Annotated in this window: 27 protein-coding genes; 16 read left to right on the forward strand and 11 right to left on the reverse strand. The window is 64.3% G+C overall.

Going from position 1 to position 23,296, the window contains the following annotated elements:
* Nucleotides 1–10: 10 nt before the first annotated feature.
* Both AC4HIX_RS06625 and AC4HIX_RS06630 read right to left on the reverse strand, forming a co-directional pair.
* On the reverse strand, nucleotides 11–883 hold the full coding sequence (locus AC4HIX_RS06625) for a DUF1206 domain-containing protein (protein WP_490398383.1): 873 nt from the start codon (nucleotides 881–883) through the stop codon (nucleotides 11–13).
* 159 nt (nucleotides 884–1,042) lie between these two features.
* On the reverse strand, nucleotides 1,043–2,005 hold the full coding sequence (locus tag AC4HIX_RS06630; protein ID WP_475049804.1) for an acetyl-CoA carboxylase carboxyltransferase subunit alpha: 963 nt from the start codon (nucleotides 2,003–2,005) through the stop codon (nucleotides 1,043–1,045).
* A gap of 126 nt (nucleotides 2,006–2,131) precedes the next feature.
* Here AC4HIX_RS06630 and AC4HIX_RS06635 point away from each other — a divergent pair, with 126 nt between their 5' ends.
* Nucleotides 2,132–2,965: an AraC family transcriptional regulator gene (locus tag AC4HIX_RS06635; protein WP_490398384.1), complete on the forward strand. Its 834-nt coding sequence runs from the start codon at nucleotides 2,132–2,134 to the stop codon at nucleotides 2,963–2,965.
* A gap of 40 nt (nucleotides 2,966–3,005) precedes the next feature.
* Here AC4HIX_RS06635 and AC4HIX_RS06640 read toward each other — a convergent pair whose 3' ends face one another.
* Nucleotides 3,006–3,602 (reverse strand): LysE family translocator, encoded by a 597-nt coding sequence (locus tag AC4HIX_RS06640; protein WP_490398385.1) that lies wholly within the window; start codon nucleotides 3,600–3,602, stop codon nucleotides 3,006–3,008.
* A 73-nt stretch (nucleotides 3,603–3,675) separates the two neighbouring features.
* On the opposite strand from AC4HIX_RS06640, the gene AC4HIX_RS06645 reads away from it, so the two are divergent.
* The gene (locus AC4HIX_RS06645; protein WP_490398386.1) at nucleotides 3,676–4,128 is read left to right on the forward strand and encodes an Lrp/AsnC family transcriptional regulator; all 453 of its coding nucleotides are present in this window, start codon (nucleotides 3,676–3,678) and stop codon (nucleotides 4,126–4,128) included.
* A 436-nt stretch (nucleotides 4,129–4,564) separates the two neighbouring features.
* On the opposite strand, the gene AC4HIX_RS06650 is transcribed toward AC4HIX_RS06645, so the two are convergent.
* Both AC4HIX_RS06650 and AC4HIX_RS06655 read right to left on the reverse strand, forming a co-directional pair.
* Entirely contained in the window at nucleotides 4,565–5,158 is a 594-nt protein-coding gene (locus tag AC4HIX_RS06650; RefSeq protein ID WP_490398387.1) for a hypothetical protein, read from the reverse strand.
* A 66-nt stretch (nucleotides 5,159–5,224) separates the two neighbouring features.
* Nucleotides 5,225–6,184 (reverse strand): L-malyl-CoA/beta-methylmalyl-CoA lyase, encoded by a 960-nt coding sequence (locus AC4HIX_RS06655; protein ID WP_475049811.1) that lies wholly within the window; start codon nucleotides 6,182–6,184, stop codon nucleotides 5,225–5,227.
* A 174-nt stretch (nucleotides 6,185–6,358) separates the two neighbouring features.
* Here AC4HIX_RS06655 and AC4HIX_RS06660 point away from each other — a divergent pair, with 174 nt between their 5' ends.
* The 6 genes from AC4HIX_RS06660 to AC4HIX_RS06685 all read left to right on the forward strand — a co-directional run bounded on the left by AC4HIX_RS06660 (nucleotide 6,359) and on the right by AC4HIX_RS06685 (nucleotide 12,289).
* Nucleotides 6,359–7,630, forward strand: a complete 1,272-nt coding sequence (locus AC4HIX_RS06660) for an MFS transporter (RefSeq protein WP_490398388.1) — start codon at nucleotides 6,359–6,361, stop codon at nucleotides 7,628–7,630.
* 110 nt (nucleotides 7,631–7,740) lie between these two features.
* Complete coding sequence (dgcN, locus tag AC4HIX_RS06665; protein ID WP_490398389.1) at nucleotides 7,741–8,742, forward strand: N-acetyltransferase DgcN; 1,002 nt, start codon at nucleotides 7,741–7,743, stop codon at nucleotides 8,740–8,742.
* 153 nt (nucleotides 8,743–8,895) lie between these two features.
* Complete coding sequence (gene dgcA / locus AC4HIX_RS06670) at nucleotides 8,896–9,861, forward strand: N-acetyl-D-Glu racemase DgcA (protein ID WP_490398390.1); 966 nt, start codon at nucleotides 8,896–8,898, stop codon at nucleotides 9,859–9,861.
* Nucleotides 9,862–9,871: 10 nt separating this feature from the next.
* Nucleotides 9,872–10,732, forward strand: coding sequence for a D-amino-acid transaminase (locus AC4HIX_RS06675; RefSeq protein ID WP_490398391.1), 861 nt, complete (start codon nucleotides 9,872–9,874; stop codon nucleotides 10,730–10,732).
* A 328-nt stretch (nucleotides 10,733–11,060) separates the two neighbouring features.
* On the forward strand, nucleotides 11,061–11,264 hold the full coding sequence (locus AC4HIX_RS06680) for a hypothetical protein (protein WP_490398392.1): 204 nt from the start codon (nucleotides 11,061–11,063) through the stop codon (nucleotides 11,262–11,264).
* Between the two features lie 176 nt (nucleotides 11,265–11,440).
* Nucleotides 11,441–12,289 (forward strand): CE1 family esterase, encoded by an 849-nt coding sequence (locus tag AC4HIX_RS06685; protein ID WP_490398393.1) that lies wholly within the window; start codon nucleotides 11,441–11,443, stop codon nucleotides 12,287–12,289.
* Nucleotides 12,290–12,325: 36 nt separating this feature from the next.
* Here AC4HIX_RS06685 and AC4HIX_RS06690 read toward each other — a convergent pair whose 3' ends face one another.
* Nucleotides 12,326–13,150 carry a dienelactone hydrolase family protein gene (locus AC4HIX_RS06690; protein ID WP_490398394.1) on the reverse strand — a complete coding sequence of 275 codons (825 nt, stop codon included), beginning with the start codon at nucleotides 13,148–13,150 and terminating at the stop codon, nucleotides 12,326–12,328.
* Between the two features lie 153 nt (nucleotides 13,151–13,303).
* Here AC4HIX_RS06690 and AC4HIX_RS06695 point away from each other — a divergent pair, with 153 nt between their 5' ends.
* Entirely contained in the window at nucleotides 13,304–13,711 is a 408-nt protein-coding gene (locus tag AC4HIX_RS06695) for a winged helix-turn-helix transcriptional regulator (RefSeq protein ID WP_475049829.1), read from the forward strand.
* A 121-nt stretch (nucleotides 13,712–13,832) separates the two neighbouring features.
* Here AC4HIX_RS06695 and AC4HIX_RS06700 read toward each other — a convergent pair whose 3' ends face one another.
* The 3 genes from AC4HIX_RS06700 to AC4HIX_RS06710 all read right to left on the reverse strand — a co-directional run bounded on the left by AC4HIX_RS06700 (nucleotide 13,833) and on the right by AC4HIX_RS06710 (nucleotide 15,319).
* Complete coding sequence (locus tag AC4HIX_RS06700) at nucleotides 13,833–14,147, reverse strand: DUF1244 domain-containing protein (protein ID WP_475049830.1); 315 nt, start codon at nucleotides 14,145–14,147, stop codon at nucleotides 13,833–13,835.
* A gap of 81 nt (nucleotides 14,148–14,228) precedes the next feature.
* A complete protein-coding gene (locus AC4HIX_RS06705) occupies nucleotides 14,229–14,468 on the reverse strand; it encodes a DUF6868 family protein (protein ID WP_490398395.1) in 240 nt (79 codons plus the stop codon).
* Nucleotides 14,469–14,581: 113 nt separating this feature from the next.
* Entirely contained in the window at nucleotides 14,582–15,319 is a 738-nt protein-coding gene (locus AC4HIX_RS06710) for an N-formylglutamate amidohydrolase (protein ID WP_490398396.1), read from the reverse strand.
* Between the two features lie 119 nt (nucleotides 15,320–15,438).
* Here AC4HIX_RS06710 and pyk point away from each other — a divergent pair, with 119 nt between their 5' ends.
* From pyk to AC4HIX_RS06730, 4 genes are all read left to right on the forward strand, one after another.
* On the forward strand, nucleotides 15,439–16,884 hold the full coding sequence (gene pyk, locus AC4HIX_RS06715; protein WP_490398397.1) for a pyruvate kinase: 1,446 nt from the start codon (nucleotides 15,439–15,441) through the stop codon (nucleotides 16,882–16,884).
* A gap of 360 nt (nucleotides 16,885–17,244) precedes the next feature.
* Nucleotides 17,245–17,445, forward strand: coding sequence for a 50S ribosomal protein L35 (rpmI, locus tag AC4HIX_RS06720; RefSeq protein ID WP_475049837.1), 201 nt, complete (start codon nucleotides 17,245–17,247; stop codon nucleotides 17,443–17,445).
* A gap of 15 nt (nucleotides 17,446–17,460) precedes the next feature.
* Entirely contained in the window at nucleotides 17,461–17,826 is a 366-nt protein-coding gene (rplT, locus tag AC4HIX_RS06725; RefSeq protein WP_008557989.1) for a 50S ribosomal protein L20, read from the forward strand.
* Nucleotides 17,827–18,039: 213 nt separating this feature from the next.
* Nucleotides 18,040–19,062, forward strand: a complete 1,023-nt coding sequence (locus tag AC4HIX_RS06730) for a histidine kinase dimerization/phosphoacceptor domain -containing protein (protein WP_490398471.1) — start codon at nucleotides 18,040–18,042, stop codon at nucleotides 19,060–19,062.
* Nucleotides 19,063–19,074: 12 nt separating this feature from the next.
* On the opposite strand, the gene AC4HIX_RS06735 is transcribed toward AC4HIX_RS06730, so the two are convergent.
* The gene (locus AC4HIX_RS06735) at nucleotides 19,075–20,124 is read right to left on the reverse strand and encodes a PAS domain-containing sensor histidine kinase (protein ID WP_490398398.1); all 1,050 of its coding nucleotides are present in this window, start codon (nucleotides 20,122–20,124) and stop codon (nucleotides 19,075–19,077) included.
* Nucleotides 20,125–20,332: 208 nt separating this feature from the next.
* On the opposite strand from AC4HIX_RS06735, the gene AC4HIX_RS06740 reads away from it, so the two are divergent.
* Nucleotides 20,333–21,097, forward strand: a complete 765-nt coding sequence (locus tag AC4HIX_RS06740) for a MauE/DoxX family redox-associated membrane protein (protein ID WP_490398399.1) — start codon at nucleotides 20,333–20,335, stop codon at nucleotides 21,095–21,097.
* Between the two features lie 6 nt (nucleotides 21,098–21,103).
* Here the strand turns inward: AC4HIX_RS06740 and AC4HIX_RS06745 are convergent, their stop codons facing one another.
* Nucleotides 21,104–21,739, reverse strand: a complete 636-nt coding sequence (locus AC4HIX_RS06745; protein ID WP_490398400.1) for a DUF1326 domain-containing protein — start codon at nucleotides 21,737–21,739, stop codon at nucleotides 21,104–21,106.
* 183 nt (nucleotides 21,740–21,922) lie between these two features.
* Here AC4HIX_RS06745 and pheS point away from each other — a divergent pair, with 183 nt between their 5' ends.
* Nucleotides 21,923–22,996, forward strand: coding sequence for a phenylalanine--tRNA ligase subunit alpha (gene pheS, locus AC4HIX_RS06750; protein ID WP_259958341.1), 1,074 nt, complete (start codon nucleotides 21,923–21,925; stop codon nucleotides 22,994–22,996).
* Nucleotides 22,997–23,293, forward strand: coding sequence for a hypothetical protein (locus AC4HIX_RS06755; RefSeq protein WP_490398401.1), 297 nt, complete (start codon nucleotides 22,997–22,999; stop codon nucleotides 23,291–23,293).
* The last annotated feature ends 3 nt before the right edge of the window (nucleotides 23,294–23,296 follow it).

Below are 23,296 nucleotides of genomic sequence, written 5' to 3' on the forward strand. Positions count from 1 at the left end.
GGGGCAGGTCTCAGCTCTTCTCCAGCGCCGCCCGCAATGTTTCGGTGGCGCTGTCTGAGGCTTTCGGAACGATCCGGTACAGGGCATTGACCAGGCAGAACAGGGCGAACCCCAGCAGGCCAACGCAGAGGGCCGTCACCAGAATTCGGCCGTATACCTTGTCATGCAGCCAATCGAATGCACTGCCGATGCCGCCCGCAGGCGCACTTGAGGCGGAGAGTGCCGCCTGCAGAATCAGCAAGCCGATGATGGCTATGACCACCCCGTTCGCAGCCACACCAGCCTTTAATGCTGTATTCATGTGAAGGGTTGCCGGGTTGGCGCGCAGGTGGTCGCGGTAGCTTTCCCGCCATGCCTTGCGGATGTAATACCCGCCGGCCCCAATGGTCAGGAGTCCCGCCACGGCCAGCGCAGTCTGCCCGGCAGCGCTGTTGAAATAGCCGCTCAGGCCGCCGCCGCCCTCGGACGCCTCGCCGGATCCGGTCAGCACCGACAGCGCCAGAATGCCAAGGCCCAGGTGGATCAGTCCGGTCACGATCATCCCGGCGCGCGCGATCAGCCCCTTCGCGCCGCTGCCATAGGCCTCCAAATCCCAGAAGCTGTCCACCATGCGCCAGACCGCATAGGCAAACAGCCCGATCGTGATGAGGATAATAACTGCCGTGCCCCAGCCGCCTTGCAGCCATTCCAGCGCCGCGGCCGTGCCCTTGGCCTCGCCGCCCTGCCATATCGACCACAGCGACACGCCGGCAATGGCCAGATAGACCAGAGCCCGGCCCGCATACCCGGTCCGCATGATCGGCACTGCCCAGGCAAAATCCGAAGGGTCCACATCCTGCAGGCGCTTGCGGCGGGCGTCGTTGAAAAAGCTGTCGGTTGTCATGGCATCAAATTCCGGCTGGGCAAAGGGAGAGCTCTCCCTACCTCAATGCGCCAAACCCGGATTTGTTCCCGCGCCCCCGCCGCAGCGGCGGCCAGGCCCAGAAACGGCAAAGCCCGGCGCAAAGGCCGGGCTTTGAATTTCACCAAACTGTCCGGGCGGTTACGCCGCCAGCCCCTTAGAGCCGATGTCCAGGAATTTCTGGCGCCGGTCCTTGACCAGTTCGGCTGCGTCCTTGTCCTTCAGCTCGTTCAGCATCTCCTGGATAGCTCCGCCCACGGCCTGAATCGCCGCCTTGGGATCGCGGTGCGCGCCGCCCAGCGGTTCCGGGATGATGCGGTCGTTGACGCCCAGCTTGTTCAGATCCTGCGCGGTCAGCCGCAGCGCTTCCGCCGCTTCGCGCATCTTCTCCGCATCCTTCCACAGGATCGAGGCGCAGCCTTCGGGGCTGATCACGGAGTAGATCGAATGCTCCAGCATCGCCACCCGGTTGGCGGTGGCAAAGGCCACCGCGCCGCCGGAGCCGCCTTCGCCGATGATCACTGAAATCAGCGGCACGCCGATCTTCAGGCACATCTCGGTCGAGCGCGCAATCGCTTCCGACTGGCCGCGCTCTTCGGCGCCCTTGCCGGGGTAGGCGCCGGCGGTGTCCACAAGGGTGATCACCGGAAGGTTGAAGCGGCTGGCCATCTCCATCAGCCGGATCGCCTTGCGGTAACCCTCAGGCCGCGCCATGCCGAAGTTGCGCTCGATCCGCGATTTGGTGTCGCTGCCCTTCTCATGGCCGATCACCATTACCGGCTGGTCGTTGAAACGCGCCAGCCCGCCCATCACCGCCAGGTCATCGGCAAAGTTCCGGTCGCCCGCCAGCGGCGTGTACTCGGTGAACAGCGCCTCGATGTAGTCCTTGCAGTGCGGCCGCTCGGGATGGCGCGCCACCTGGCATTTGCGCCAGGGCGTCAGATCTTTATAGAGGTCCTTCAGCAGCTGCGCCGCCTTGGCGTCCAGCGCCTTGGCCTCGTCCGCCACATCCATTTCCTCATTCGCGCGCGCCAGCGCCCGCAGCTCTTCCGCCTTGCCCTCGATTTCGGCCAGCGGTTTTTCGAATTCCAGATACTGGGTCATGTTGCCTCTGCTCTGCAGGTTTGCAGCTATATGGCCTCCTGCGCCGCAAGATGCAACTCAGCAAGATTTGTGATCTGCTGCCGTGGCATCAGATGAGGGCAGAGAATGAGAGGGGAGGCGCCGCCGATGGCAGCCAGCTACGAAAACCGGATCCTGCGGGTTCTGGCCTACATCCACGACAACACCGACGGCGACCTGTCGCTGGACCGGCTCGCGGATGTGGCGGCGATGTCGCGGTTTCACTGGCACAGGGTGTTCCGCGCCCTGACCGGCGAGACCTGCGCCCAAGCCGTGCGCCGCATCCGCCTGCACCGGGCAGCCAGCTGGCTGGTGATGTCGGACATGCCCATCGCCCGGGTGGCTGCCCGGGCGGGCTATCCGAACCAGGGCAGCTTCTCCCGCGCATTCTCCGACTCCTACGGCAGCAGCCCGGCGGCCTTCCGCCGCGACGGCCAGGTGCGGCTGCCGAACCCAACCCTCAGAACAGGAAGCTATCCGATGCATGATGTGATCACCCGCACCGACCCCGCCCGCCGCCTCGCAGGCCTGCCGCACAAAGGCGCCTACCATGAGATCGGCAAGAGCTTTGAGGCTCTCGGCGCGATCTGCGAAAGCCGCCAGCTCTGGCCCCAGCTAGGCGCCGTGCTGGGCGTCTATTTCGACAGCCCCGACGACGTCCCCGAGGCGGATTTGCGCAGTTTTGCCGGGGCGGAGTTCACCGGCGATGCTCTGCCCGATGGCATGGAAGAGGTGACCCTGCCCGGAGGCCGCGCCGCCGTTCTCACGTACAAGGGTCCCTATTCCGGCCTTGCCGCCGCCTATCACAGCCTTTTCGGCAACTGGCTGCCCGAGTCCGGAGAGGAACCCGCCGACCAGCCTTGTTACGAGGTCTACCTCAACGATCCCCGCGACACCGCGCCAGAGGATCTGCTGACCGAGATCTGCCTGCCTTTGAAGTGAGGACACCGCCCGCCCTCTCCCCGAGGGCGGGCCGCTCGCCTTACTGCGGCCAGATCACCGGATAGAGCGAGGCCACCAGCAGCAGCGCCATGGTCCAGTTGAACAGCACCAGCCGCCGCGGACTGGTCAGGAACCGCGCCATCTGCTGGCCCAGCACTGTCCAGGACCCGACCGAGGGCAAGTTGATGGCGCCGAATATCACCCCCACCAGCAGGATCGCCATCAGGGTCTGATCCGGCGTGTAGGCGCTGATCGCGGTCAGCGCCATCGCCCAGGCCTTGGGGTTCACCCACTGAAAAGCTGCCGCCTGCAGAAACGTCATCGGGCGGCCTTCCGCCCCCTTGGCCTCCACCGGCGCTGCGTTGGCGATCTTCCACGCCAGCCACAGCAGATAGATGACCGACACCACTTTCAGCACCGTGTAGCTCACCGGGAAGGCGTCAAACACCTGCACCAGCCCGGCGCCCACCAGCAGCACCATGAACACGAACCCCAGCGCCACTCCCAGCATATGCGGGATCGTGCGGCGGAAGCCGAAATTGGCGCCGGAGGCCATCAGCATCAGGTTGTTCGGCCCAGGCGTGATCGAGGAGACAAAGGCGAAAAGCGCCAGCGCGGTGAGGAGTTCATGAGTCATGCGCAGAATGCTTGCGTGAAAACTGCCAAATGTAATTGCGTTTTGCAGCGCCCTGTCTCTATTTTCGCAACTAATGGCGAAAAGCGATCGAATAAACCAGCATATATTGCAAGAGCTCTCCCGCGATGGCCGGATCAGCAACCTGGAGCTGGCCGAGCGTGTGGGGCTGTCACCCTCCGCCTGCCTGCGCCGGGTGCAGGAGCTGGAGCGCGCAGGCGTCATCACCGGCTACCGCGCGGTGCTGGACCGGCAGAAGATGGGAGTCGGCTTCGTCACTTACATCGGTGTCGGCCTGGGCGAGCACACCAAGGAGGCGCAGGAAGCCTTTGAACGCGCCATGCAGGCGGCCCCGGAAGTGGTGGAATGCCACAATATCACCGGCACCATCGAATACCTGTTGCGCGTCGAATGCGCCGACCTGCCCAGCTACAAGCGCTTCCACACCGATATCCTCGGCACCTCGCCTTATGTGACCGGGATAACGACCTATGTGGTGATGGGCTCGCCCAAGGACATGCGGGCGTGACCGCGGCGCGGTTGGACTTTTGAGTATTTGGGGAAAGATGAAGCGAGGCAGGTTTTCATCTTTCCCTAAATACTCACTGCGCTGCAGCCGCGGCAAGCGCAACGAAGGTGTTGCGTACCCGCCGTACGCTGCTTGCACCACATCTTAAGCGGCCTCAGGCAGTCTTGCCCGTGATCGCGATCACCCGCCGGGGCTTGGCTCCCCGGCATCCTTGGAACAGGGCTCCCGCCTGGCAGCGGGGCCGTGCAGAGACAACGTTTAGCATGGGGGCGGATACGCCCGTCCATCTCCGCCATATTGGCGGCGCCGCCAACCCTTACCGCCTCCGCTGAACTGGAAAATGCAGACAGGCAAATACAGACCAGACACACCGGCAGGGCAGCGGCCTTGGCCGGGCTAAGGTGCGTGATCCTAAAGGCGGGCGCTTCCGTCCCCCCTAAAGAAGCGCTTTGACCGCAATCTCCGGCGAGGCCAGAACCGGCACCGTAACCCGCTGCCGCAGCAGCTCCGCCGCCCCGGCCATCGAAGCCTGTGCCAGCACCACGCAGGCAAAATCCATCGCTCCCATTGCCTTGACGGTATCCGCCGCAATGGCCGCAGCGAAGCCGGCGTCATCCCCGGCTTCAAACAGCGGCCAGTGATGGCCCAGCTCCAGGCAGGTCAGCTGCGGATCGCGCGGCCCGAACGCCCGCCGCAGCAGCGCCTGCGAAGGGTCCGCGGTGCTTTCCAGGCAATAGGCCATCAGCACCGGCCCGCCAATGCGCGCGGCCTCTTGCATCATCGGCCAGTCGATGCGGGTGGCACCAGCCTCCTCCGCCGCCGGACCCAAGGTGGTGCAAGTGCACAGCACCGGCCCATCAGCCGCCGCAACGGCCGCGGCAATCTCGGCCCGCAGTTCGGCATCGATTCCGCCCTGCGCCCGTGCCAGCCAGTCGGCGCGCACCTGCTGGTCCAGATCCGCCCCCGGCGCCAATGCCCGAAAGGTTTCCACATGCACCTCCGCCGTATGCAGCAATGTCAAATCCGGCATCAATCTCTCCAACCAGAAAGGGCGCCCCGCCGGGACGCCCTTGGAATCTTTAGCCGCGGACCGGCGTCAGCTGCCCGCGATCAACTCGGCCTGCGCCACAATCACTTCAGCCTGCTTGATCGAGGCGATGTCGACAAGACGGCCCTTGTAGACGGTGGCCCCGGCGCCGGAGGCCTTGGCCTCTTCCATTGCTGCCAGGATTTCGCGGGCTTCCGCCACCGCCTCATCCGACGGGGTGAAGACCTGGTTCGCCAGCGCGATTTGGCTGGGGTGGATGGCCCATTTGCCGACCATGCCCAGCGTCGCAGAGCGCTTGGCCTGCGCGATATAGCCGTCCTCGTCGGAGAAATCGCCGAACGGGCCGTCCACAGGCAGGATGCCATGGGTGCGGCAGGCCGCGACAATCGCCGCCTGCGCCCAGTGCCAAGGGTCGGACCAATGCTTCTGCCCCTCGCGGATCATGTAGTAATTCTCCTGGGTGCCGCCGATACCGGTGGTCTGCATCCCCATCGAGGCAGCAAAATCCGCAGCGCCCAGGCTCATCGCCTGCAGCCGCGGGGAGGACTTGGCGATCTCCTCCACATGGGCAATGCCCGCCGCGGATTCGATGATCACCTCAAAGGACACCGGCTTGGTGCGGCCCTTCGCACGCTCAATGGCGGTGACCAGCGCGTCAACTGCATAGACATCCTCGGCGCAGCCCACCTTGGGGATCATGATCTGGTCGAGCCGGTCGCCCGCCTGTTCCAGAATATCCACCACGTCGCGGTACCAATAGGGGGTGTCGAGCCCGTTGATCCGCACCGACAGGTACTTGCTGCCCCAATCCACATTGTTGATCGCCTCGATCACATTGGCGCGGGCCTGGTCCTTGTCATCCGGGGCCACCGAATCCTCCAGGTCGAGGTTGATGACATCCGCCGCCGAGGCCGCCATCTTCTCGAACAGCTTCACTTTGGAGCCGGGGCCGAACAACTGGCAGCGGTTGGGGCGCGCCGGAGCGGCGGGCTGGATGCGGAAGCTCATGGGGCAATCCTCCGGGTAATGACGTTTCAATTCTGCTGGGTTGAAGTGTTAGAAAGTTGCGCAGCCTCATGCAAGGGAATTTTGCACGTGCAGAAAGTGCCGCTGCGATGCGGCGCCGGAAACATTGCCGCAAACAGGCGCGAAAGAGCAGGGTGCCCGTGCGAGCAATCAGGCATGAGACGTGCATTCATTGAAAACTGGGCCCTGTTTCTGGGCATGCTGATGCTGATGGTGGCCAACGGGCTTCTGGTCACCCTGCTGACAATCCGGGGCGCGGGGCTTGGCTTCTCCGGCCTTACCATTTCGATCATGCAGGCGGCCTATCCGGCCGGCGCGCTGCTGGGCACTGTGATGGCGCCGGGGATGGTGGCCAAGGTGGGCCACATCCGGGCCTTTTCGGCGCTGGCGTCGCTGGTGTCGATCTCGGCGATCCTGCACCTGCTGACCTCGGACCCCTATTCCTGGTCGGCGATGCGGTTCCTGGCTGGATTCTGCTATCCCGGCATGTATGTGATCACCGAAAGCTGGCTGCAGGCGAAGTCGGAAAACAGCAACCGGGCGCAGATCCTGTCGATTTATTTCATGATCTGGATGGCAGGGCCGGCCATAGGCACCGCGCTGGTGGCGCTGCCCGATCCGGGCGGCAACCTGCTGTTCGGCGTGGTGTCGATCCTGATTTCGCTGTCGATCGTGCCGCTGCTGCTGTCGGGCAACAAGGCGCCGGAATACCAGGTGCCGGACCGGATGCCGGTGCGCAAGCTCTACCGGGTTTCGCCGATGGCGGTGCTCGGCAATCTGGTCAGCGCTGCGGCAGTGGCAGGCTGGTTCATCGCGCTGCCGCTTTATGCGCTGTCGCGCGGTATGAGCGCGGCCGAGGCCTCCGGCGTGCTGGTGGTGGCGATGATCGTGGGCGCAGTGGTGCAGTATCCCGTCGGCTGGATCAGCGACAAGACCGACCGGCGGCTGGTGCTGGTGGGGCTGGGCGTGGTCGGTGGCGCAGCCTGTCTGTGGATGCTGGCGACGCCCGCGCCGCAGGCGCTGGTCATCGGATTTGCGGTGCTCGCGGGGGCCAGCCTGCCGATGTACGCGGTCTGCTCTGCCCATGCCAACGACCAGTTGAAACCGGCGCAGATCGTGCCCGCGAGCGGTGCGATGGTGTTCCTTTTGAACGTCGGCCAGTTCGGCGGCACGCTGGCCGCCCCGAATATGGTCAGCATTGCTGACGGAAATGGATTGCTGATCCTGCTCGCGGCCTTGTGTTTTATGGTCGCGGGCGTTGCCGCACTGCGGCGCAGTCAGGCCGAAGCGCCGGAGGAAACCGGCTCTCAGCAGGCGATTGCCGTGCTTGGCGCGCCCCAAACCGGGGTGCTTCAGGCCGAATCCTGGCTGGAGGAGGAAAATAATGTCAGCAATGATGACATAACGCAGGAATCTGCCGCTAAATGAAAAAAATGCCGGAGGATCTTGCGTCGTGACGGCGGCGTGCAGCGGAAAAGACATGAACTTGTGCGGGAATCTCCGCAAACTCACCGGCAAGAGTGAAGAGGAAACCCGCCATGATCGAAACCCCTTATCTGCTGTTCCTGGGCGACGCGCCCGACATGCTGGCCGCCAAGGTTGCCATCGGCATCCGTGACTGGCGCCCTGATCACGCCGTCGGCCAGATCTCTCTGCCGGGCTGCGGCGCGGACCTGGGCTTGAAGGAGCTGACCCTGGCCGAAGCCAAAGAAGCCGGCGCCAAGACCCTGGTGATCGGTGTGGCCAACCGCGGCGGCGTGATCTCTCCCGCGTGGAAAGAAGTCCTGATCGAAGCGCTGGAAATGGGCTATGACATTGCCTCCGGCCTGCACAACCTGCTGCGCGACGAGGGCGACCTGGTGGCAGCGGCCCAGACCCACGGCGGCACCCTGCACGACGTGCGCGTGCCCACCGTCGGCTACCCGATCGCCAACGGCAAGAACCGCACCGGCAAGCGCTGCCTGGCGGTTGGCACCGACTGTTCAGTCGGCAAGATGTACACCGCCATGGCGATGGACGCAGAGATGCAGAAGCGCGGCATGAAGTCGACCTTCCGCGCCACCGGCCAGACCGGCATCCTGATCACCGGCCACGGCGTGCCGCTGGACGCGGTTGTGGCGGACTTCATGGCGGGCTCCATCGAATATCTGACCCCGGACAACGACGACGACCACTGGGACCTGATCGAAGGCCAGGGCTCGCTGTTCCACGTGTCCTACTCCGGTGTCACCATGGCGCTGGTGCACGGCGGCCAGCCGGATGCGCTGATCCTGTGCCACGAGCCGACCCGCACCCATATGCGCGGCCTGCCGGAGTATGATGTTCCGACCCTGGAAGAGCTGCGCGAAGTGGCGCTGCCGCTGGCGCAGCGGTCCAACCCGGCCTGCCAGATCGTCGGCATTTCGGTCAACACCCAGCACCTGTCCGAGGACGAGGCGGTGAAATACCTGGCCGAGGTCGAAGAGCGCATGGGCCTGCCCGCCGTTGACCCGTACCGCCACGGCGCCGGCCGCCTGGTGGACGCGCTGGCCGCGGTCTGATCTAACAGCCCCGCCGGAGGTGTGCAGGCACAGCCTGGGATGCCTCCGGCGGGAGTATTTTTGGAAAGATGAAAAGGCAGGTGCCAGGGTTGCCGGGCATCATGCCAAGGCCCGCCGCGGCTCGCGCGCAGGGCCGCAGGAAAGGGCAGTTTCATGACTATCACCGTCACCCCGGACGTCTTCAAACTGGCGCAGGTCTTCACCATCTCGCGCGGCTCGCGCACCGAGGCCAAGGTGCTGACCGTGCGGGTCGAAAAGGACGGCGTCACCGGCTGGGGCGAATGCGTGCCCTATGCCCGCTATAATGAGACGCTGGACAGCGTGACCGCCGAGATCGAAGGGCTGCCCGCCGGTTTCACGCGTGAAGAGCTGCAATCGCTGCTGCCCGCCGGCGCTGCCCGCAATGCGGTGGACTGCGCGCTGTGGGATCTGGAGGCGAAACAGGCCGGCAAGCGGGTTTGGGAACTCGCCGGGCTGCCTGAGCCGAAGCCGGAGATCACCGCCTATACCCTGTCTCTGGATACGCCGGAGAAGATGCAGCAGCAGGCGGCAGAAAACGCGCACCGGCCGCTCTTGAAGATCAAGCTCGGCACCCCTGACGACATGCCCCGCCTGGAAGCAGTGCGCGCGGGTGCGCCCGATGCCAAGATCATCATCGACGCCAACGAAGGCTGGTCGGCTGAGGTTTACGCCGAACTGGCGCCGCATCTGGTGCGCCTGGGTGTGGAGCTGGTGGAGCAGCCGCTGCCCGCGGGTGAGGATGAAGCGCTCATCGGCATGGAGCGCCCGGTGCCGGTTTGCGCCGATGAGAGCTGCCATGACCGCGAGAGCCTGCCGAAGCTCAAGGGCAAATACGATGTGGTCAACATCAAGCTGGACAAGACCGGCGGCCTGACGGAAGCGCTGAAGCTGCGCGAGCAGGCGCTGGCCGAGGGCTACCAGGTGATGGTCGGCTGCATGGTCGGATCTTCGCTCGCCATGGCGCCGGCGACGCTTGTGGCGCAGGGTGCGGCGGTTACGGATCTTGACGGTCCGCTGCTTCTGGCCGAAGACCGCGAGGAACCTTTGACATTTGACGCCGCCGGGGTGCATCCGCCGAAGGCAGAACTCTGGGGCTGAGGAGACTACCATGACCCGTACCGTATATGTGAATGGCGAATACCTGCCCGAAGGTGAAGCCAAGGTTTCAATCTTTGACCGCGGCTTTCTGTTTGCCGATGCGGTTTATGAGGTGACTTCGGTCCTCGACGGCAAGCTGATCGACTTCGACGGCCACGCCGTACGCCTGGAGCGCTCCTTGAAAGAGCTGGACATGGCGTCGCCCTGCTCCAAGGAGGAGCTGCTGGAAATCCACCGCAAGCTGGTGGAGCTGAACGGCATCGAAGAGGGCCTGGTCTATCTGCAGGTCTCCCGCGGCTCCGATGGCGACCGGGATTTTGTGTTCCCCTCTGCTGATACGCCGCCGAGCCTGGTGCTGTTCACCCAGAACAAGCCGGGCCTGGCCGACAGCCCTGCCGCGCAGAAGGGTGCCAAGATCATCTCGATCGAGGACATCCGCTGGGGCCGCCGCGACATCAAGACGGTGCAGCTGCTGTACCCCTCGATGGGCAAGATGATGGCCAAGAAGGCGGGTGCCGATGACGCCTGGCTGATCGAGGACGGCTATGTGACCGAAGGCACCTCGAACAACGCCTATTACGTCAAGAATGGCAAGATCGTGACCCGGCCGCTCAGCAACGACATCTTGCATGGCATCACCCGCGCCGCGGTGCTGCGGCTGGCTGCCGAGGCGCAGATGGAGATCGAGGAGCGCCTGTTCACCATTGAGGAAGCCAAGGACGCGGATGAGGCCTTCACCACTTCCGCCAGCGCCTTTGTGATGCCGGTGGTGGAGATCGACGGCGTGCAGCTGGGCGACGGCACTCCGGGCCCGATCGCCAAGCGCTTGCGCGAGATCTATCTGGAAGAAAGCCGCAAGAAAGCCGTTTGAGGCTGATCGCCGGATCCGGGATCGAAAGCCGCCCCTTTGTGGGTGGCTTTCTGCGTTTCAGGGGAATCGTTCGGGGTGCTTCCGGACGGTAATAGCGCATGAAAATCGCGTCTTCCGGTGCCTCAGCCGGGGGTATTCTCCAAGACCCGTCAACAATCGCCGCCCCTGTTGCGGTACTGTCGCCGGAACCCTGCGTTTCAGCTCGGGATTTTAACTAATTTTACACAAAATGGGCACGTCAACGGCGAATTAGGATAGTCTGGATCGCAGATGAGAGGGCGCCGGAATACAGGCCGCCTGTACAAGCAAACAGCCGCGGAGGTGCCAGATGGAACAGTGTTTTCAGCCGGAAATGGGTCAGATGACGGCAGCTCAGCCCGCAGAGCCGAGCGATACCGAAATTCTTGCGGCTGTCCGCCGGGTTCTGACTGCCGAAGTGGTGGAGCATCCTGATTACGCGCAGGCATCTGCCGGCGGGGGCTGGTTTGCGGGCTCTCTGGCGGCACGGCTGGTTGGCAGGTTCCGCGGCTAGGCGCGCACCCGGGGGGGAACGCGCCCGGCGGCGGAGCCGCAGCCGGTCATTTTTTGAAGTTATTGTTGTGCAGGCCGCCCGAACCGGGCGGCCTGTTTTTTTTAAGAGTTGCGGATTGCGGCGGGCGCGGTTTGGTGTGGTACTCTGGGCGCCGAAACAGGCGGAAAGAGGCGCGGATGCTGAACCGGATACGGAGGCTGCTGGCGGCGGGGCTGATTGCTGCCTGCGCTGAGTTGCCCGCAGGGGCGGCGGAAAACACGGCGGACTGCGGTGGCGAAACCCCCTGCCGGATCGCGGGCGGCGAATACCACATGGCCCTGCCGGACGGCTGGCAAGGCGGGCCTGCGGTGATGTTTTTGCACGGCTATGGCAGCAGCGGCGCCAAGGTGATCGCAAACAAGGGGCTGGTAACGGCCCTTACCGCGCGGGGCTACGCTGTGATTGCCCCCAGCGGGCTGCCTTGGAAGGAAGGCAAGCCCGCGGACTGGTCTGTGCGCGACGGCTGGAACACTTACCCGCGCAATGATGCGGCGTTCCTGCGCGGTGTGCTGGCGGATGCCGCCGCCCGCACCGGTGCCGATCCGGACCGGCTGCTGCTGAGCGGCTTTTCCCGCGGCGGCTCGATGGTCTGGGAGATGGCTTGCCTGCAACCGGAGTTCGCGGCGGCTTATGCGGCGGTGTCCGGCGGCTTCTGGCTGCCGATGACGCAGCAATGCAGAGGCCCGGTGCAGCTGCTGCATATCCACGGCTTTGCGGACAAGGTTGTGCCGCTGGAGGGCCGGGCGATCCCGGGTTCTGAAGCCGGTGTCGTGCAGGCCGATGTCTGGGAGGGGCTGCAGCTGTGGCGGCGGGAGAATGCCTGTCCCAGCAACGCCGCGGACCATCAGGCAGCAGACGGGGTCTGGCGCAAGCGCTGGCAGTGCGGGGCAGGCGGGCTGGAGCTGATCCTGCACAAGGGCGGCCATGGCCTGCCGAAGGGCTGGAGCGGCATGGCGCTGGACTGGTTCGAAAGCCTGGAGCGCTGAGCAGGGCAGGGCAGAGATGCCCCGCCGGCTGCGTGATCAGCCCTGCTCCGTCAATCGTTGTCTGAAGAACTCCAGAATGCCGTCCCGCGCCTGCAGGGTCGGCTGGCCTGCCTCATCCACCAGATGGGCCGTCACCACGCTATGCGGGGTACGGACATGTTTGGCAAAGAAGGGCGGAACCTCGGTGGCGGCGGCGCTGTCCGGCAGGGTGCGGGCGTCGAACCGGTCCTCCAGCGCCTCGGTATAGGCCGCAAAGCGCTGGGCCTGGCAAAAGGTATCGCCCTCGAACCGGTAGGCCAGCACCGTAAGGTCCTCGCGCTCCAGCCGTTGGCGCACCGCCGCTAGCTCATCGGGGGGGCTCTCCAGTCCAGCGGGGTCGTCCAGCGGCAGCGAGGGCTGCGCCAGCACCGGTGCCAGCATCGCCGGTTCCAGCATCATCGACAGGGCAAAGTTCCCGGTGAAGCACATGCCGATGGCACCGGTGCCGGGGCCGCCGCATTCCTCATGCGCCAGCCGCGCCAGCGCTCGGAGCCATTGGGTGACAGGGCTGGCGCCATTGCCCGCAAAGGCGCGGAACTCGGCGCTGACGCAGGCGCGGCGGAACACCTCCGCGCCGTCTTCCGCTGTCGCCACGGCACCGTCACGGCCGAACAGCGAAGGCATGTAAACGGTGAAACCTGCATCACGCACCCAGCGGGCAAAGCGGGCCACATGCGGGCTGATCCCTGGCATCTCTGCCATCACGATCACTGCGGGGCCCTGGCCGGACACATGCACGGGTTTCTCCGCACCGTTGAGCGTGATCCGGCGCGGCTTGAAGTCTTCGAGCGCGTCATCCTGGTCCATTGGGTGTTGGGTCATTGGGCGTTCTTCCTGTCTGCGAATCTGAGTCTTGATTTTGAACTCAGATAAAAATTCCCTATCTGGGTCCGTATGTCAAACCCAGCATCTGATTCCCGTGAAACCCTGCCCGCTGTCCGCCGCCGCGCCCTGGTACCCAAGGACCTCTGCCCGATGGCGCTGGCCGCAGAAGTCCTGGGCGACCGCTGGACGCTGCTGATCCTGCGGGAGGCGTTCTACGGGGTATGCCGCTATGACGATATGCGCGAAGACCTGAAGGCGCCGCGCTCTACCCTGACCGACCGGCTGAACAGGCTGGTGGCGCAGGGGATCCTAAAGAAACAGCCCTATCAGGAGGCGGGCGACCGGGTGCGCCAGGCCTATGTGCTGACGGAAGCGGGCCGCGGGCTGGCGCTGACATTTCTGGCGCTGGCGCAATGGGGCGAGGCGCATGTCACCGGCGGCGCCGCGCCGGTCGGGGTTGCGGACCGGGAGACCGGCGCACCGTTGCAGGTCGCCCTTGTTGATGCGCAGGGCGCGCCGGTTGACCCCGCACGCGCCGCCTTGCGGCTAAGAGATTGAGGCTGCGGCCAGCCCGGCTTTTTCACCTTTGGGCAAATACTCCGGGGTGAATTGGCCGCAAGGCCAAGAGGGGCAGCGCCCCATTTTCAACCGTCAGCGGGGCAGCGCCGCTGCGGCATTGTCACTGCTTGTCGGTGACGTTTTCCTTGAACGCGACCTCAAAGGCCGCCTGTTTTTCGGCGCTGGCCTCGGTCTGATAGTTGGCTTTCCATTCATCCATGGTCATGCCGTAGTAGATCTCGCGGGCCTCGTTTTTATCCATCCCGATGCCGCGCTCGTTGGCGGCCTCCTGATACCAGCGGGCCAGGCAGTTGCGGCAGAAGCCCGCCATGTTCATGAGGTCGATGTTCTGCACATCGGTGCGGTCTTCCATCAGGTGCTTCTGCAGGCGGCGGAAGGCGGCGGCCTGGATTTCGATCTCGGTTTGCTTGTCCATGGCGGTGGCTCCGGAGTTTTCTGGTGTCCCCGCAGGCCTAGCAGCCGGGGCAGGGGCGGGCAATGGCAAGGCGCGGCAGGGTCAGATCAGCTGCAAAGCGATCCAGGGTCCCAGCGCGGTGGCGAAGATCACGATCTTGTAGGTGCCGAGCCAGCGGTAGGCAGTCAGGCTGACATCGGCAGGCGCCAGACCGAACATACGGGCGTGCAGACTGGCCACCCAATCGTGCATCAGCATCAGCAGGATGGCGGAGAGGGTGAACAGGCCGATGTGCAGCACGGACAGCCAGCCGAAAAAGGCAGAGAGGGTGTCCTGGCTCATGGCGGCTCCTTTCCCGGAAAATCCCGCGTTCCCGTTACAGATATGGGTGTGCGCCGCCGGTTCTGCAACGCGGGGAGCCGTTTTCCTGGCCGGAATTCGCGTCGAATTCCGGGTTAGAGACCGGAGGCTTCCAGTGCCTTGGGCAGGATTCGGGCCAGGCGTTCGGCCCAGGCGTGCTGGCCCTTGTGTTCGGCAATCAGGTCGTTCCTCAGCTCGACCAGCGTGTTGGGGCGGCCTGCATGGGTGGCGTGGGTCTCGATCGCATCGCCGGGCAGATAGCCGGTATAGGGTTCGTTGACGCCGACGCACAGGCCGTCCTCGCGGTTCAGCTCATCGACGACAAAGGGCGAAAACCGCTCGCCCTGCGGGAACAGGATGCCGATCTCCCAGGGCCGCGGCGGGCGGCCGCGCAGCTGGCGGGTGAAGCTGTGCATGGACACGATCACCGTTCCGGGGCGTTCCGCCAGCCGCGCCAGCGCCCGGTGATAGGGGCGGTAGCAGTTCTCCAGCCGTTCTTTCAGCTCGGCCTCGCCTGCGTGGCGGTTGGCGGGGATGATGGTGCCGTCGTAGAGCTTCATCAGAAGTGTCGGGTCATCCTCGCCGCGGTTGGGGTCGATCACCAGGCGGGAGAAGTTTGACGCCACCACCGGCGCGTCCAGCATTTCGCCCAGCAGTTTCGACACCTCATAGGCGCCGACGTCATAGGCGATGTGGCGCTCCATGTCCTCGCGCGGGAGGCCCAGGTCGCCGCCGCCGGCAAAGGGGGGAACAACATTGGTCGCATGATCGCAGGTGATCAGCCAGCGGGCGGGGCGGTCGGCGCCGTGCACAAAATAGGGTGTATATGTCATGGACCTGTCATCTTTTGTTGACGGCTGTTTAGGGGAGTTGCGGGAAAATGGGAATTAGGGGATAAGCAGCTCAACGCTGTTTGCGATAACATATTTCAGGTCCGGAGGAGTAGACCCCTATGAAACGCTCGCGCAATGTTAAGATTGTCGCCACCCTGGGGCCGGCTTCGGAGACCTATGACACCATCCGCGCGCTGCATGAGGCCGGCGCCGATGTGTTCCGGCTGAACATGTCGCACGGCAGCCACCCGGAGATTGCCGAGAAGCATAAGATTATCCGCCAAGTGGAAAAGGATCTGGACAGCCCGATTGCGATCCTGGCGGACCTGCAGGGGCCGAAACTGCGTGTCGGCGTCTTTGCCAATGGCGCCGAAGAGCTGGAGGAGGGCGCCAAGTTCCGCCTCGACCTGGATGAGGCGGAGGGCGACGCGAACCGCGTGTGCCTGCCGCATCCGGAAATCTTTCAGGCGCTGGAGCCGGGCGCGCATCTTCTGGTCAATGACGGCAAGATCCGCCTGGTGGTGGACGCCTGCGGCCCGGATTTTGCCGATTGCACGGTGGAAACCGGCGGCACGATTTCGAACCGCAAGGGGGTGAACGTGCCGGACGTGGTGCTGCCGCTGGCGGCGCTGTCGGAAAAGGACCGCGCGGATCTGGAGTTTGTCTGTTCTTTGGGCGTTGACTGGCTGGCGCTGTCTTTCGTGCAGCGGGCCAAGGATGTCTATGAGGCGCGGTCGCTGGCCGATGGCCGTGCGGCGGTGCTGTCGAAGATCGAGAAACCGCAGGCGGTGGAGGATTTCGAGGCGATCCTGGACGCTTCCGACGGTATCATGGTGGCGCGCGGCGACCTGGGGGTGGAGCTGCCGGTGGCGGCGGTGCCGCCGATCCAGAAGCGGCTGGTGCGCAAGTGCCGGGCCGCGGCCAAGCCGGTGATCGTGGCAACCCAGATGCTGGAAAGCATGATCGAAAGCCCGATGCCGACCCGCGCCGAGGTGTCTGACGTGGCCACCGCCATCTATGAAGGCACCGATGCGATCATGCTGAGCGCAGAGAGCGCGGCCGGCCAGTATCCGGTCCAGGCCGTGCAGACGATGGACAAGGTGGCCATCGAGGTTGAGGCGGACCCGACCTATACCCAGATCATCGCCGCCTCGCGCTCTGCCAAGGGCACCACCGTGGCCGACGGCATCGTGGCCGCGGCGCGTGAGATTGCCGAGAAGACCGAGATCAAGGCGATCTGCTGTTTCACCCAATCGGGCACAACCGCGCTGCTAACCGCGCGCGAGCGCCCCGGCGTGCCGATCATCGCGATGACCCCGGTCAGCGCCACGGCGCGGCGGCTGTGCCTGAGCTGGGGGTGCAAATGCGTGATGACGCCGGAGCTGGACCGCTTCAAGGGCGCGGTGGTGAATGCGGCGCGCGCGGCGCGCGCGGGCGGTTATGCGGGCGAAAGCGACCAGATCGTGGTCACCGCCGGTGTGCCGTTCAATGTGCCGGGCACCACCAACATCCTGCGCATCGCCCCTTGTGACGAGCGGTTGATCTACAGTACCGACCCGGAGTAACCGGTCCTTGGCTACGGGCCTGCCGCGCCGCTGCCGGCAGGCCCTTGCGTGAGCTGAGGCCGCATGGAAACCGGACTTGCGCGGAGTGCGGGGCCGCGGATCGCCGGGACGTGGCACCCCGGTCCTGCCGCGCTCAGCGGGCGGCGTCCGCCGGCCGCCTGTGCTGTGGCGGCGAAACCCGGCTGATATGCGGGGAATGATGGGGCAGATGCGTTTTTTGCAGGGTCCTGTGCGCTTAATCCATAGAATCCGCTTGCCCCCAGGGTGAGGTTTGCTTAAAGGGCAGCTCTGTTCCGCGCGGCCGGCCGTCGAGGCATGCCGAGTCGCGCGTCTAGCGAACCTGCATTGAAGGAGACGGAAATGCCCAAGATGAAGACGAAATCGAGCGCCAAGAAGCGCTTCAAGGTGACCGCCACCGGCAAGGTCATCGCAGGTCAGGCCGGCAAGCGCCACGGCATGATCAAACGCACCAAGAAATTCATCCGTGATGCCCGCGGCACCACCACCCTGTCCGCACCGGACGCAAAGATCGTCAAGGGCTTCATGCCCTACGACCGCTAAGAGGAGATTTGAGAGATGTCCCGCGTAAAAGGTGGTACCACGACTCACGCCCGTCACAAGAAGGTTATCAAGGCAGCCAAAGGTTACTACGGCCGCCGCAAGAACACCTTCAAGGTTGCCCGTCAGGCCGTCGATAAGGCGAACCAGTACGCAACCCGCGACCGTAAGAACCGCAAGCGCAACTTCCGCGCGCTGTGGATCCAGCGGATCAACGCGGCTGTGCGTTCGCACGACGAAGCGCTGACCTACTCCCGCTTCATCAACGGCCTGACCCTGGCCGGCATCGAAGTGGACCGTAAGGTTCTGGCCGACCTGGCAGTGCACGAGCCCGAAGCCTTCGGTGCGATCGTGCGCCAGGCACAGGACGCGCTGGCAGCCTAAGGCTCCGGACGGACCTGAATTCGCTGAAAGGCCGCTCCAGCTGGAGCGGCCTTTTTTCGCGCCCGGTTGCCGCCTCCGCGGTTCGCTGGTTGCTATCGGCGCCCCGCCGGCCAATAGTCGACAGGCTGCTGACCTGGCTGGAGGCCTGAAATGAGAGCGAGCCCGCACCCGCAACAGGAAGACCGCCTTCGCGCTTTGTAATCCTTCAACGTTCTGGGCACGGAACGGGAAAAGGATTTCGACGACATCGCGGATCTCGCCGCGGAACTGTGCGGCACTGCCATTTCCGTGGTGAACCTGATTGACGCAGACCGGCAGTGGTTCAAGGCCGAGACCGGGCTGGGTGTCCGCGAGACCCCGCTGGAAACCTCGCTGTGTTCGCATGTAATCCTGGAGGAGGATTTTGTCGAAATCAGGGATACCCTGAATGATCCCAGGATGTGCGACAACCCGCTGTGTCTTGCCGAACCGGGCCTGCGCTTCTATGCCGGCGCGCTGCTGAAGACCGGCAACGGGCTGCCCCTGGGCACGTTGTGTGTGCTGGACTACGAGCCGAAGGAGCTGACCAGCCTTCAGCGCCGCTCGCTGAAGGTGCTGGCACACCAGGTTATGGCGCAGCTCGAATTGCGAAAGTCGCTGCGCGCTGAGGCCGTTCTGCGCAAGGAGGCGGACCACCGGGTCAAGAACTCGCTTGCGTCGCTGTCCGCCTTCGCGCGCCTCCAGCAGCGCAAATACGAGCAGCCTGAGGCCAAGTCCGCGCTGGAAGGCATCATGGCACGGGTCGATGCCATGAGCCGTGTTCATGAATTGCTGTACCAGCAGCCGGAGGGCCGCAGCATCTGCCTCAAAGGTTTTCTTGATCTGGTTTGCGGCCACACGGCGGGCCTGGCGCCGCCGGGCGTGGAGCTGCGGCTTGAAGCCTGCGCCCAGGAGGTCAGCCCCACTCATGCGGTGGCGGTGGGTACCTTTGTGAACGAATTCATTGCCAACTCCTTCAAGCACGCCTTCCCGGGAAACCGTCACGGCAATGTCTCCATCAGGCTGGAGCAGGCCGGCGGGGGCAGCTTACGGCTGGTGTGCTCGGACGATGGCGTTGGCTTGCCCGGAGACTCCGGCGAAGCGGCGCCGGGGCTGGGTGTGAGGATTGCCGATGTCGCACGGATGGAATTGGAGGGCGAGCTGGAGCTGGTAACCGACGGTCCGGGTTTCACCGCCGTGCTGCTGTTCCCGGCTTGAGGCCGTCTGTCTTCAGCTCTGGCGCGGAATCCGCAGGGTAAACACGGTCTGCTGCTCGTCCGACTGCACCGACAGCAGGCCGTCGTGGCCCTTGGCGATTTGCTGAGCGATGAACAACCCCAGCCCCAGCCCGTTCTGCGACTCCCGTGTTTCGGCACGGGTGAAGGGTTCGAACAGCAGCTCTATGGTATCCGGCGGGATCGGCTCGCCCGCATTGGCGATGGACAGGGTGAAGTCGCCGCCGTCGTCGCCGGCGGTCACCGTCACCGGTTTGCCGGGGGTGCCGTGCGTCACAGCATTGGAAAGCAGGTTCGAAACCAGCTGGGCGATGCGTTCCGGATCGCAGCCGATCGGATCCTCGAAACTGTACTCTTCGCGCAGCGCGGTGTCCGGGTTTGCCAGCCGGATCTCCTCCACCGTCTGACTTAGAACCGGCCGCAGCTCAATTTTCCGGCTGCGGTTCATTTCGATGCCATTACCCAGGCGGGCGCGGGCAAAATCGAGAATGTCGTTGATCAGCGATGACATTCGGGTGACCGACTGCCGGCCGTTCGCCAGAAGCTCCAGCGCCTTGGCGGATTGCGGCTCGTTCCCAAGAAGCCTAAGCACGGCGCCGATCGCGGTCAGCGGGTTGCGCAGGTCGTGGCCCAGCACCGCAATGAACTGCTCGCGGAAGCGGGCTTCCTGCTCGCGGGTGGCGAGGTGGGCCTCGTTTTCCTTGGCCTTGGTGACGTCGCGGGCGCTGCAGACGAACCGGTCCCCTTCCGGCACCGCATTCCAGGACAGCCAGCGGTAAGAGCCGTCCTTGTGGCGGTAGCGGTTCTCGAACTGCAGAACCGGATTGCCTTGCTTGACCAGTTCAAATGCCGCTTCTGTCCGGGACATATCGTCGGGATGCAGAAAGTGAAAAAACTGACGGCTTTCGATTTCCTCGGGCAGCAGGCCCAGAGTCTTGAACCAGGCCGGATTGGTGTCTGTAAAAATGCCGGAGGAGTCGATGACACCGAGCAGGTCAGGTGTGATCTTCCAGGTCAGGGTTGTGCGGTCCAAATGCGTAGGCATGGTGTCACATCCATTTTCGCAAGCTGCCGGTCAACGTGCGCATGAAAACGGCGGGCTGGCAAGCGGTTAATTCCGATTGGCAAGATCGGCTACGCCGGTGGCGCGCGGCCTGAGCGGGGCGGCGGGCCGCGCTGCCCCGCTCAGGCCGGAACTTTCAATGGCGCGGGCTCGTTAAGCTATTGATCCGGCACCGGCACAGGAGGAGGCGATGACCGCCGCAGACACCGCGCATACAAAGTCAGAAGGCAGGACCGCCAAGCTCTACCGGATGGACATGCCGGACCACCTGTGCCCCTACGGGCTCAAGTCCAGGGCCCTGCTGCGCTGGAAGGGGCATGAGGTGGAGGATCACCGGCTGACTACCCGCGCGGAGGTTGACAGCTTCCGGGAGCAGGCGGGGGTTGAAACCACGCCGCAGACCTACATCGGCGGCGAGCGGATTGGCGGCTATGAGGATCTGCGTGCCCATTTCGGAATACCTGTGCGCGCGAAGGGGGAAACCACCTATGTGCCGGTAATCGCGTTGTTTGCCATGGCGCTGGGGATTGCGCTGGCGGCGCAGTGGGCCGCCTTCGGTGCGCTTGGCATGGGGCGGACGCTGATGTGGTTCGTCGCCATTTCGATGTGCCTGCTAGCGCTGCAAAAGCTTCGCGATGTTGAAAGCTTCTCCAGCATGTTCCTGAACTATGACCTGCTGGCCCGCCGGTTTGTTCCTTATGCCTATGTCTATCCTTTTGCCGAAGGACTGGCGGGCCTCCTCATGCTGGCGGGCGTTCTGATCTGGCTGGCCGCGCCGCTGGCACTGGTGATCGGCACTGTGGGTGCAGTGTCGGTGTTCAAGGCGGTCTATATCGACAAGCGGGAGCTGAAATGTGCCTGCATGGGCGGCAGCAGCGAGGTGCCGCTGGGCTTTGTCTCTCTCACCGAGAACCTGATGATGGCGGGCATGGGCGCCTGGATGCTGCTGGGCTAAGGCCGATCAGGCCGCAATCCCGTGCGGGCCGTGCCGGATGATGGCCCATTGGCCATAACTGTCATTTAAGTCCAGCTTGATCGCCGCATTGGATTTGGTGGAGGCGCTGCCGATCTCGGCCAGGGTGAACTCGATGCCGCCGGGGATATCTATGCGGACCCGGTGCGCGCCGCCGCCATGCGGGGCCTGAATCGGGCGGCCGGTGGAGGTGACCAGCCCTTCGATGTCCAGCTTGGCGGTGCGGTTTTCGATGTCGGCCTCGTAGTCGATCCTTTTGACCAGTGTCTCATGCACTGTGTCGCACATGGCGCGGAACACCCACCAGTGGGTGGCTTCCTCATCCGTCTCGCCGCCCAGGAGCACGGTTTCCAGCGCCGCGCGCTGGGCGTCAGAGGCGCGGTCGTCGATGATCGCCTGCAGCGCGCCCTTGCCCTCGAAGATCGGGCCAGGCCATGCATAGAGCAGGGCGGCGCGGGTGCCGGTCAGGTCGGTTTCGCCGAAATGCCCTTTGTCGATATGGAGCACCTCGAAGCCGGTGCAGTTGCCGTGCGTGGGCAGATCCTCAAACTGGCAGGGGCAGCCGTAGTTGCAGTTGCAGTTCCCGAAGCTGCGGCCTTCGATATACCAATCCACATGTGCCATGGTTCTGTCCTCCCGACCCGCTGAAATGATCTGCGCGAAGAGTACCACAAAACGGGCGTGATTTCAGGCCCGGGCACCGGCGCAACGCGTAGCGGTGACACACCCTCGCGGCTTCCACCGCCGCCCTCTTGCTTTCGGCGGCCCTTGTGGTAGCAGGGCACAAGCAGAATTCGAGGGGCCGTGATGGACGATCTTAAAGCCAAATACCTGGGTCAGATTGCTGAGGCCGCCGACGAGGCCGCACTGGAAGCGATCCGCCTTGCCGCCGTCGGCAAGAAGGGCGAAGTGGCGCTGAAAATGCGCGAGCTGGGCAAAATGACCCCGGAAGAGCGCCAGGTGGCCGGCCCGGCGCTGAACGCGCTGAAGGATGAGATCAACTCGGCCCTGGCAGCCAAGAAGGCGGGTCTGGAAGATGCCGCGCTGGATGAGCGCCTGCGCACCGAGTGGCTGGACGTGACCCTGCCGTCGCGCCCCGCGCGCCAGGGCAGCCTGCATCCGATCAGCCAGGTGCAGGAAGAGATCACCGCGATCTTTGCCGAACTCGGCTTCTCGGTCGCTGAGGGTCCGCGGATCGACACCGACTGGTACAACTTCGATGCGCTGAATATCCCCGGCCACCACCCGGCACGCGCTGAAATGGACACGTTCTATATGCACCGCGCCGAGGGCGACAACCGCCCGCCGCATGTGCTGCGCACCCATACTTCGCCCGTGCAGATCCGCTCGATGGAGAAGATGGGCGCGCCGCTGCGCATCATCTGCCCGGGCGGCGTCTACCGCGCCGACTATGACCAGACCCACACGCCGATGTTCCACCAGGTCGAAGGCCTAGCGCTGGACAAGGACATCTCGATGGCGAACCTCAAGTGGGTGCTGGAGGAATTCGTGAAGTCCTTCTTCGAGGTGGACGACGTCGAGCTGCGCTTCCGCGCCTCGCACTTCCCCTTCACCGAGCCGTCTGCCGAAGTGGACATCCGCTGTTCCTGGGAGGGCGGCGCGCTGAAGATCGGCGAGGGCGACGACTGGATGGAGATCCTGGGCTCCGGCATGGTGCATCCCAAGGTGATTGCCGCGGGCGGCATCGACCCGGAGATCTATCAGGGCTTTGCCTTCGGCATCGGCATCGACCGCCTGGCGATGCTGAAATACGGCATTCCGGACCTGCGCGCCTTCTTCGACAGCGACCTGCGCTGGCTGCGCCACTACGGCTTCCAGAGCCTGGATATGCCGGCGCTGCATGGCGGTTTGAGCCGGTAAGTGTACCTTATTGGCGTATACCTGTCGCGCTATGTGAACTGGTGTAATGCGATTTCTGAAACCACGCCCCGCTGGAAAATTAATCTGGCGGGGCTGTTGTTTTTTATGGTGGCCGTTTTATTGATTTCTCTCGCGCCTGCTGAGATTTCTTTGCCGGTTGTACTCTTGGGGGGTGCCCCGGCCAGTCTGTTCTTTAACTTGGATCGGCGTTCGAGAAGGAAACAGGCGCGCGAGATGCGGGCCGCCACAGCACAATTGCGCAAGACGCAAAGTCTGCTCAAAGGCTTCAAACGCTAGACA

It is taken from the genome of Leisingera sp., assembly GCF_982940295.1.